Origin of the sequence: Pseudarthrobacter cremeus, assembly GCF_051857465.1 — a bacterium.
Lineage (GTDB): Bacteria > Actinomycetota > Actinomycetes > Actinomycetales > Micrococcaceae > Arthrobacter.
This window is the reverse complement of sequence record NZ_JBPZHC010000019.1, coordinates 38272-47771: the sequence shown is the minus strand read 5'-3', so window position 1 is coordinate 47771 and position 9500 is coordinate 38272. Positions and strand designations below refer to the sequence as shown.

Here is a 9500-nt window from a genome sequence, read left to right as displayed (position 1 = left end):
AACGATGCACTGCTGCACGACCGTTCGCTCCCACGTGGTCGTGATCGCCTCCGGCAGGCCCTTGAGCCCGTCGCAGACCGCGATCAACACATCTTCCACGCCCCGGTTCTTCAGCTCGGAGAATACCTGCAGCCAGAAGCGGGCACCCTCGCCACCGTCGCCGGCCCAGATGCCCAGAATCTCCCGCTCCCCGTTCACGGTGACGCCCATGACGACGTAGAACGGGGTATTGCGCACCTGCCCGTCACGGACCTTGACCACGATCGCGTCCACGAAGAGCACCGGATAGATCGGATCCAAGGGCCGGGCCGACCATTCGGCGAGTTCCCCGGCGACCTTCTCCGTAATGCGGCTGATGGTGTCTTTGGAGACCTTAGCCCCGTAGACCTCCTCGAAGTGCGCGGCGATTTCCCCGGTGGTCAGCCCCCGGGCGGACAGCGAGAGGACGATCTGGACGATCCCGTCCAGACGCCGTTTCCGCTTGGGCACAATCACCGGCTCGAATGATCCCTCACGATCCCGGGGCACCTCAATCTCGACCGGGCCGATCTCGGTCAGCACGGTCTTGGGCCTGGTGCCGTTGCGCATGTTGGCGCCGATCGGCGTCTGGCGATGCTCGTGGCCCAGGTGCTCGGTCAATTCCGCTTCCAGCGCGGTCTCCAGCACGTTCTTCGTGAGCTGGTTCAGCAGCCCGGCCGGGCCTACCAGGCTCACGCCCTATTCCTTGTCCTGCGCGAGCAACCGTTCCGCAAGCTCCTTCTGATCGATAATCTCTCCCGTCACAGGATCGATCATCACCCCTGCCATCTCGGTCGTGGACTCTGACACGGCCGTCTCCTTTCGGATCAGGCCGGACCCCACACACCGTTATTCAGACAGTCCCGTGCTTCAAGGCAGGTCGAAGGGCAGGGTTTTGTAGGCGGTGTCTTTGTTCATGTTCCAGCCGGCGACTATGCCTGAGCCGATCATTTGGTCGCTGAGGCGGGCTAGGCGGTAGGCGGGGTCGGTGTCGAGTGCGAGTTGGAGGAATTGGTGTGCTTTGCTGCCTCTGCCTTCCCACCAGTTGATGTAGCCAATGGTTGTAAGGACGGGTGCTGCGTGTTCGGGGCTGGTGCGGGTGTAGGCGTGCAGGAGCAGTTGTTGTGCCCACTCGATCCGTGACCACTTCGGCGCGGTCTCGGTTTGGGCGAACAGGATCTGTTGCATGGGTTCGTCCACTCCTGGGATGTCGGCGATGAGCCGGTCGCGGATGGCAGGGAACTGCAGGTTAGCAACCAGGGCGTGGCAGTCGTCGTCGCTGGGGAAGGTCTTGGCGTCGAGCATGTCTGCCCAGAGTTTCCGGCCTTGCTGCACCGCGGTGTCGGTCGGTTGGGAGGCGATGGTGTCCATGTGGTGTTCGACGGCCGTCGCTTTGGCTGCTTCCTGAACGGTGGTTGGGAGAGTGATCCGGTCGGTAGGTTCGACGAAGCTGCCGCGGTAGATGAATTCGGCGTTGATGGCGCTTGTCTGGGTGGAATTGATGGGCAGGGCGAGGCTGGTGCCGGGTTCGCCGTCGTAGGGGGAGAAGGTTTCGTCTCCGACGAAGAGTCCTTCGCGGATGGTGATGCCCTGTTGGGCGAGGACCCCGGTGAGCGCGGCGATGGTGCCGGCCTGGGGTTTGGCCTGTCCGTGCTGGGTGGTTTCGCTGGTGTAGACGGCGAAGAGGATGGATGTGGCGGTGGTGTCACTGGTGAGGTAGTGGGCGACGGTGCGTGCGTAGGGGAGTTCCTGGCCGGGTTGGCGGGGGAGGTCGATGCGCAGGGTCGCGCCGATGCTGTTCTCGTTCATGGTGATGCAGACCAGGCTTTCCTGCGGCCAGAAGCCCAGGGTGTGCCCGATGAAGCTAAGTACATCTGATGGTGTTGTGATCGTGAGCTTTTCCATGATCCCGGATTTCCGTTCACCCTATTGTTTTGCCGTGTTTCTGCGGTTGTTGGTTGTGGGCGTCGTTCTGGTAGGGGACCACCCGCTGGGTTGAGGGGCCGGAGTGCAACTTGGGGGACCGGCGCCGGGGGCGAAAACTTCGTCGCGGAGCCATCCGCTCCACTCTGGGAAGTTTTTGTTTCCGGGGTCGGTGCGGTAGCGCCCTGGTTGCGCGGAGGACCCGCCCAGCGATTATGGGACATATCAGAATGACAAGCAGCGATTGAACTTCTTCCCGTTCATCGGCGTAAACGAAACAAGCCGCATGACTTTCGGCGAATCTACTGCCCTTCGTCCTGCCGCCGGTGCGTATCTCGGCCACCTTGTGTAGGCAGCGGTGTTGACCATAGGGGAATGAAGCACTGATTCTAGGGCACTGGACATACAAAGCCTGCGTTACATTTCCGCGGGAAGGCCGGTGATAATATCGGGCTCTTGCCGTGAAGAAGGAATGCCCATGGAAGCTCTATTTGGTCTGTTATTTGTAGCTGTCGTTTTCTGGTGGCTAGCTCGCAGAAAGAAGTGGCGGACGCCGAAAGTTCTACCCTCCTCGCAGGGCAAGGCTCCGAAGGCTGAGGTGCGTAAACCGCCGATTTATACGCGGCCCCGCGCGGTCCAAGAACCGGCCCCTGCACAGCGCACTTCCATGCGTTTTGCTGAGCCTGGCCGTGTAGGTGAGCTCTTCAGCTACGGCGGGCCCTCATCAGGAAGTAGCTATATACATGACGGTTCCTTTGCCGTTATCGATGTCGAAACAACGGGGTTTTCACCAGGCAAAGGCGATCGTGTCATCGAATTGGCAATTGCTCGCGTGGATAAGAACGGGCGCATCGAAGACGAATATGCGACACTTCTGAATCCGGAAGGACGCGATACGGGCGCCGTTTTTGTCCACGGAATCAGCAACGAAGCTGTGCGGAAGGCCCCGCTATTTTCCGATGTTGTAGCGGATGTTTTAGCGCGCTTGGACGGCGCCGTCATCGTCGCGCATAACGCAGTCTTCGAAGACCGCTTCATCGCGGCCGAGTTTGCTCGCGCCGGAGTGACAACACCGCCGCTGCCGGCCCTTTGTTCGCTATGGCTGGGGCAGCAAACCTTCGATACCCCGAATCACAAGCTGGGCACTCTCGCCCAGCACGCAGGAATACCCCTGGTTGATGCTCACGCTGCCCTGGGAGACGTTAGGGCGACAGCGGCGTTGCTTCCCCTGATGCTTGACCGGTATGAGCCGGTGATTGGGTTCGGGCACGATCCAGCGCGTGGTCTTTTTGATCCTTACCGCCTGGGTGCAGTAAACCCGATGACACGTGCCGCTTCTTTGAGAAAGGGCACCGACGGTTGGATGCACTCCGTGATGTCGCGCCTGCCCATCAGTGCAGGCGATGTCAGTGACGCCGCGGCCGCCGAATATCTTGAAGCGCTTGCCGTTGCCCTGGAAGACGGCAAGATTGTCGGTGATGAGGCTAAAGCCCTGGCCAAAGTCGCCGGGAGGGGCGGCATGGGGGCAGAACAGGTTCGGGGCCTCAATGAACGGTTCTTGGAGCTGATGCGCGAAGCCGCGTTCGCAGACCAAGTATTGACAGTCGGCGAGCTCACCGAGCTTAAGCGAACAGCAGATGCTCTGGCCGCCCCAGGCTATTTTGATGATCTGCAGGCGACCGTGACGCAAACCTATGTTCCCGCAGGACAGGAAACAGATTCATCAACACAGGCCGCGAAGACCCGCAAGTGTGGACATTGCCGGACACCTGGCCACAACCGTTCGAAGTGCCCCGAACTGAACTAAATAGGCCTGTGGACATTGTCCACACTTTTAGCAGTGGATCAGGCTTTAGAGCCGTCGGACCGCTTCGGATCCCGCATGTTTTCGGGAGTTCGCAGTGTTTGCAAGGCCTGGGAGACAGTTCGAGTCCCACCTCGGGCAGGCAAAACCCCTCGTCAGAGGGGTTTTTGCTTTAATGTGTGGACATAGCTTGTGGCGTCCCTCTGACGCTAGGTGCGCGGGCTGTGGCCGGGCCGCCGCGATGGCCTATTCACTTGTGTGGGTGGCGGGCTCAGGGTCCTGGCTGGTGGGCCCTCCGCTTGCTGGGATGGGGTTATCCGTCCTCTTCTCTGCCCTGTCCTTGTGCCCCTTGTGGGCCATCACTCATTCATGGCTGGGAATCCTGCTGACGACATGACCAAGCAGAGTTTAATTCCAGGTTTTCCGTCCTTTAGGGGCTCCCTGGGGCCCGGGCATGGCGGCCGGTGGCGTTTTGTCCGGTCAAAGGGGGTGTGGACACTGTCCACACTTAAGTCTGCTTTTTGTTGCCGCTCTTGCGGGCTTCGCTCCTGGGTTTTCCGTCTACATGAGGTTCATGCATCAATGAGATCTTTGCCGCATGACTTCCGGGATTCCTGCCACCGCTCTGCAGTGCTTGCGACAGGTGGTACCTTCTCGTTGCAGATGCTTTTGGGGGACTGGCCAAGCCGTGGCTTGCTAACGCTGTCCGAAACGTCAGAGGCATGAACTCCTCCCCGCACGGGGCAAAATTGTGTGGGCAGTGCTCGTACAGCTGCAACGACTGGGGATTGCCGACATGGTTCCGGAACCGCCTCGGAGTGATGGTGTGTGGACCCCGCGCTCACGCCGAAGCCCTCCAGGACGGCGGCTCCGACCTACGGCTCAAAGCGGGTGACGTCGTCAACCTCGACGCGACGTCCGTGATCGCCAATGGTTCGGGGCCGTCTGGTTCCCACAGCGACATCACGCACCCGGCGGTCGCCGACGCCGTCTGGCAAGCAATCATCTGCGGGTCCCAAATCCGAAGCTAACCATTTCACGGTGCACGCGACCGAGCAACCCCAGGTCCCTTTCACGTGCGCGTTGTTTCGGGATCAAGCCGGCGCAGGTTTACCGGGATTTGCAGTCTTGGATGAGCCAGGGCGGGAACCACTAACTTCAGTTTCATCGCGCGGAAGTGGCCGAGATTGCCTAGCGAGTGAAGCGCCTGCAGTGCCACTCTGTAGTCATGGACAGAGAAGCCGAAATTAGAAAATTGGGTGACCTGAATCGACTAATCGGGATCAAAGAGGACGCTAGGGATAGGCGCTTTTTTGAGGCACTCCTAGCACCGGCATTTGCTATAAGTCGAGCCAGCGGAGCCAATGAAACACGCGAAACATTCCTGGATAACGTCACTCTCGCTGGAACGGGTTCCCATCGCTCAACCAAGGTGACATCGGTGAATGTTCTGGGGCACCACCGCGCAGCGGTGGATTGTCTCGTCGAATTGGACGGTAAGAAGTATGAAAACCATCGTATTTTCGTTCGCTCGTCCGTCGACTCATCATGGAAGCTGTTGGCTTGGGCTAACGAAATGGTGGCGGCCGACGTCAGCCCGACCCGCCTGAAGGAAATTCATGGTGTATATGGGCTGGGAGCGTGGCGGAAATGGAAAGAAGTCGAGGGATTAAGGCCAGAAGACTGGGACAATCTCAGCGCCACAAAATGCGATTCTGGGAGGACGAGCCTGCAGGAAGCACCGAGTCAGGCTGTCGAACGCTATGAAGATCTTGCCGATATTGTCAGTTTCCTGGCCGTCATGAATAAGAACTTGACGCTCCTGTTCCGAGGACAGAGAGAGGATTACCCGCAATTACTGCCGACATTGCAAAGGCCGACCTGCCCTCCGGATGCACGATGGGCGGTCGCCGGGACTATGGATGCTAACCGGGCGTGGTACTGGAATAAACTCGAAGGCATCGAGGAGAAGGTCAGGGAGGTCCTGTTCGAAAAGGGGCTTCCACGATGGCGACATATTCGCGACAGCAGGTTCGCCCGGTGGGCAGTCATCCAGCACTACGAACTGTGGCCGACGCCCATGCTTGACTTCAGCACCTCGCTCCGGGTTGCCGCAACATTCGCATTCGGGGAACCCGAGGACTTTAATTCCGGAGAACACAAGATATCGAATCCATCAGCGGAAAAATCCGGGTTTTTGTACATCACCGGTGTTGACAGGCTACAGAGTGATTTGATGGCCCTTCCGGACAACGATGCGGTCGAACGCTCTAATGGTCTTGTGACGGTGCGGTTGAATGCGGTATGTCCGCCACGGGCTGTCCGACCTCATCTGCAGGAAGGTGTCCTCGTGTGTCGCTATCCTTTTGACGGCGATTGGATGCTCGATCCCGGGCGGAATGACTTCTCGAGTCGGCTAATCGCCAAAATCAAGCTGATCGACAGAGGATCGTTCTGGTCACCAGACTTCCCACGTCTCACAAAAAGGGCGCTGCTTCCAACTGTCGACCAGCTCGGAGATGACCTGTGCAGTCGGGTGTTTCCTCCCAATAACGATCAGCCGGTCGGGAGCAAAAGTGCATTGTAGGCTAGTGCACCAGGCCTTGCTGCGCGCGACTGAGGAGATGCCGGCGGTCGAGGCCGGCGGCCCGTTCATGTTGACGAGACGAGCGGCACCAGTCGGCGCACGATGTTCGTCGTCCGGGGCAGTAACGCACGGGCTCTGTCGTAGACCAGACGCCCGCCACTCGTGCTGACGCCCACTGCCTGAGTCTGCAGTGCCGTCTGGGTCGCGAGGTCGGTGGCGACGCCGGGAGCGAAGCGCTAATCGAGCCGTGGAACTCGCCATCCTCAACTTACTCAGCTGCGGAAAAGAACGTAGGTGCCGGGCCGTGAATACTTCTGAATATACAACTCATAAGGTGGGCGAGATTCCAGCCATGGCCAGTTGTCACCTCTGGGACCTGCCGTAGGAGAGCCCAAATGCCGGAAGACCAAGTTCGGTACGCAGGGCACGAGGAACGTGGCAGTGTCGGCTCTCGTGAAGCCTAGGAGTGACGGGGTCAAGCCCGTCCTGTTCTTCAGTAACGCTGCAGTAACGCTGCGTCGGTAGGTTGGCCCCATATCTGTGGTTTGAGCGATATGGCGGGGTCTCGGTCACCCGAGATGAGGCATCCATCGAGGAGGGGCAGTGCCTGTCACTACGAGTTATCCAGGGGTGTACGTCACCGAGGCCAGCAGCGGGGTGCACACCATCACCGGGGTCGCGACGTCGATCGCAGCTTTCGTAGGCAGGGCCGACCGCGGCCCGACGAACGAGCCGATCACGATCAACAGCTTCGGTGATTTCGAGCGCCTTTTTGGAGGCATGTCTCTGAACAGCACGCTCGGGTACGCCGTTCGCGACTTCTACCGCAACGGTGGCAGTCGCGCGGTCATCGTCCGCCTGCACCACGCCGAGTACGCCTCGGACAAGGAGCGTGACGAAGCGGTCGCCGCGGCTCAGGCCACGGCGACCGCGGCCACGGGGGGAGACGCAGCGACCACGGCGACCGCCGCGCGCACCAAGGCCGACAGCTACAAGACAGCGCACGAGAAAAGTGCCGCCGAGCACGTCGCAAAGGCCGCCGAGGTGGCCGCGGCAGCGACGCCCACCCCCGCCGACGTGAAGAAGGCCGCAGACGACGCCGCCAAGGACGGCTCGCCGGCCGCGAAGGACACTGCGGCCGAGGCGAAAGGCCCCGACGCTGCGGCTGCGGCGGCGGCATGCCGGGCGAAGGCCGACACGTACACCACCGACCCAGACAAGTCGGCCGCCAAGGCCGTGGCCGACGCCGCCGAAGCGGCGAGCACGGTCTCCGAGGCCAGCGTGAAAGCGGCTGCTGACAGTGCCGCAGCCGGAGCGACCCCAAAGGACCGTGCGACCCTCAACGTGGGCATCCCGCTGGTGGCCGTCAGCCCTGGCGCCTGGGGCAACAACTTGCGAGCGCGCGTCGATCATGATGTCGCGGGCGATGCCGTCGACCTGTTCAACCTGTCGGTGCGGGACGGCCTCACCGGCACGGTCGAGAACCATCGCAACCTCTCAGTGACCTCCGGTCATGTACGTCGCGTCGATAAAGTGCTAGCGAACGAGTCGCGGCTGATCCGGGTCACCGACCCCGCGGACCTGCCGCCGACGCGGCCCGCCGCCTCGGCGGACCTCGCGAGCGGACAGAGGGACGTGTGGGGAGACCACGAGCCGGCCACCAACGCCAAGGTAGAGGTCGGCGGGATGGCGTCCGACGGCGGCCTTCTGGGGGACAACGACTTCATCGGTTCCGGCAAGGAGCAGGCGAAGGAGGGGCTCTACGCCCTGAGCAAAGTCGACCTGTTCAACCTCCTGTGCGTGCCGCCGTACCTTAAGGACGGTAACGTCGACCAGGCGGTGGTGGAAGCCTCCGCGGCGTACTGCGAGCAGCGTCGGGCCATGCTGCTCGTCGACCCACAGTCGACGTGGGTTGACAAGGACGCGGCCAAAGCGGGTGTGGCGAAGTTGGGGCTGACGAGCAAGAACGCCGCTCTGTACTTCCCCCGGCTGCGCCAGCCCGATCCGCTGCGCGGGGGCCAGATGGACAGCTTCGTCCCATGCGGCGCCGTGGCGGGCGTGATGGCCCGCACCGACACCGAACGAGGCGTCTGGAAGGCGCCGGCCGGGATAGCGGCAACACTGGTCGGCGTGCCGGAGCTGAATGTACCGCTCACCGACGCCGAGAACGGCGAACTCAACCCGCTCGGCGTCAACTGCCTCCGGGCCATGCCCGCCGCGGGACGCGTCGTCTGGGGTGCCCGCACCATGCGGGGCGACGACCGGCTCGCGTCGGAGTGGAAGTACGTGCCCGTGCGGCGGACGGCCCTGTTCATTGAGGAGAGTCTCTATCGCGGGACTCACTGGGTAGTGTTCGAGCCGAACGACGAGCCGCTTTGGGCGCAGATCCGGCTCAACCTCGGGTCGTTCATGCACAACCTGTTCCGTCAAGGCGCGTTTCAGGGCAGCACACCGCAGGACGCCTACTTCGTCCGCTGCGACAAGGACACCACGACACAGAACGACATCGATCTGGGCATCGTCAACATCCTGGTCGGCTTCGCCCCGCTCAAGCCTGCGGAGTTCGTCGTCATCACGATCCAGCAGCTGGCCGGACAGATCCAAGCGTAGGAGGACGAAATGGCTCAGTTCAGTGTCAACGCGCAGCGCTTCGACCCCTACAAGAACTTCAAGTTCCGGGTGAAGTGGGAGGGCCGATACGTCGCTGGCATCAGCAAGGTCGGCGGCCTCAAGCGGACAACGGAGGTCGTCAAGCACCGCGAGGGCGGCGACCCGTCGACGAGTCGGAAGTCGCCGGGCCGCACGGAGTATGACGCGATCACCATCGAGCGCGGAGTAACCCACGACCGGGACTTCGAACAGTGGGCGAACAAGGTGTGGAACTTCGGGTCCGGCCTGGGGGCGGAGGTGTCGCTCAAGGACTTCCGCAAGGACATCACCCTCGAGGTGTACAACGAGGCCGGACAGCTCGCGATCGCCTACAAGCTGTTCCGTTGCTGGGTCTCGGAGTATCAGTCGCTCCCCGACCTCGACGCCAACGCCAACGCCGTCGCGATCCAGCACCTCAAGCTCGAGAACGAGGGCTGGGAACGCGACTACGATGTGCCTGAACCGGCGGAGCCCAGCTTCGCCGAGCCCGCCTGATCGGACATCTGTGATCATGGGGGC

The 9500-nt window shown here is 61.6% G+C and carries 6 protein-coding genes and 1 pseudogene; 5 read left to right on the top strand and 2 right to left on the bottom strand.

The annotated features are described in order from the left end of the window. Positions 1-717 (bottom strand): annotated as a pseudogene (locus tag ACS5PJ_RS21440) (IS256 family transposase); the annotation flags it as partial. A 171-nt stretch (positions 718-888) separates the two neighbouring features. Beyond that, positions 889-1923: a DUF4192 domain-containing protein gene (locus ACS5PJ_RS21435; RefSeq protein WP_439436872.1), complete on the bottom strand. Its 1035-nt coding sequence runs from the start codon at positions 1921-1923 to the stop codon at positions 889-891. 496 nt (positions 1924-2419) lie between these two features. Here ACS5PJ_RS21435 and ACS5PJ_RS21430 point away from each other — a divergent pair, with 496 nt between their 5' ends. From ACS5PJ_RS21430 to ACS5PJ_RS21410, 5 genes are all read left to right on the top strand, one after another. Continuing rightward, positions 2420-3748, top strand: coding sequence for a 3'-5' exonuclease (locus ACS5PJ_RS21430; RefSeq protein WP_439436871.1), 1329 nt, complete (start codon positions 2420-2422; stop codon positions 3746-3748). 818 nt (positions 3749-4566) lie between these two features. Then, positions 4567-4776 carry a hypothetical protein gene (locus ACS5PJ_RS21425; RefSeq protein ID WP_439436870.1) on the top strand — a complete coding sequence of 70 codons (210 nt, stop codon included), beginning with the start codon at positions 4567-4569 and terminating at the stop codon, positions 4774-4776. A gap of 197 nt (positions 4777-4973) precedes the next feature. Further along, positions 4974-6332 carry an FRG domain-containing protein gene (locus ACS5PJ_RS21420; RefSeq protein ID WP_439436869.1) on the top strand — a complete coding sequence of 453 codons (1359 nt, stop codon included), beginning with the start codon at positions 4974-4976 and terminating at the stop codon, positions 6330-6332. Between the two features lie 630 nt (positions 6333-6962). After that, positions 6963-8942: a phage tail sheath family protein gene (locus tag ACS5PJ_RS21415; protein WP_439436868.1), complete on the top strand. Its 1980-nt coding sequence runs from the start codon at positions 6963-6965 to the stop codon at positions 8940-8942. A 9-nt stretch (positions 8943-8951) separates the two neighbouring features. Next, on the top strand, positions 8952-9476 hold the full coding sequence (locus ACS5PJ_RS21410) for a phage tail protein (RefSeq protein WP_439436867.1): 525 nt from the start codon (positions 8952-8954) through the stop codon (positions 9474-9476). Positions 9477-9500: the final 24 nt, after the last annotated feature.

Bases quoted from the DNA above. Each gene is read 5' to 3' on its own strand.
- ACS5PJ_RS21410 (WP_439436867.1), top strand. From the start codon at position 8,952: ATGGCTCAGTTCAGTGTCAACGCGCAGCGCTTCGACCCCTACAAGAAC.
- ACS5PJ_RS21435 (WP_439436872.1), bottom strand. From the start codon at position 1,923: ATGGAAAAGCTCACGATCACAACACCATCAGATGTACTTAGCTTCATC.
- ACS5PJ_RS21430 (WP_439436871.1), top strand. From the start codon at position 2,420: ATGGAAGCTCTATTTGGTCTGTTATTTGTAGCTGTCGTTTTCTGGTGG.
- ACS5PJ_RS21425 (WP_439436870.1), top strand. From the start codon at position 4,567: ATGGTGTGTGGACCCCGCGCTCACGCCGAAGCCCTCCAGGACGGCGGC.
- ACS5PJ_RS21420 (WP_439436869.1), top strand. From the start codon at position 4,974: ATGGACAGAGAAGCCGAAATTAGAAAATTGGGTGACCTGAATCGACTA.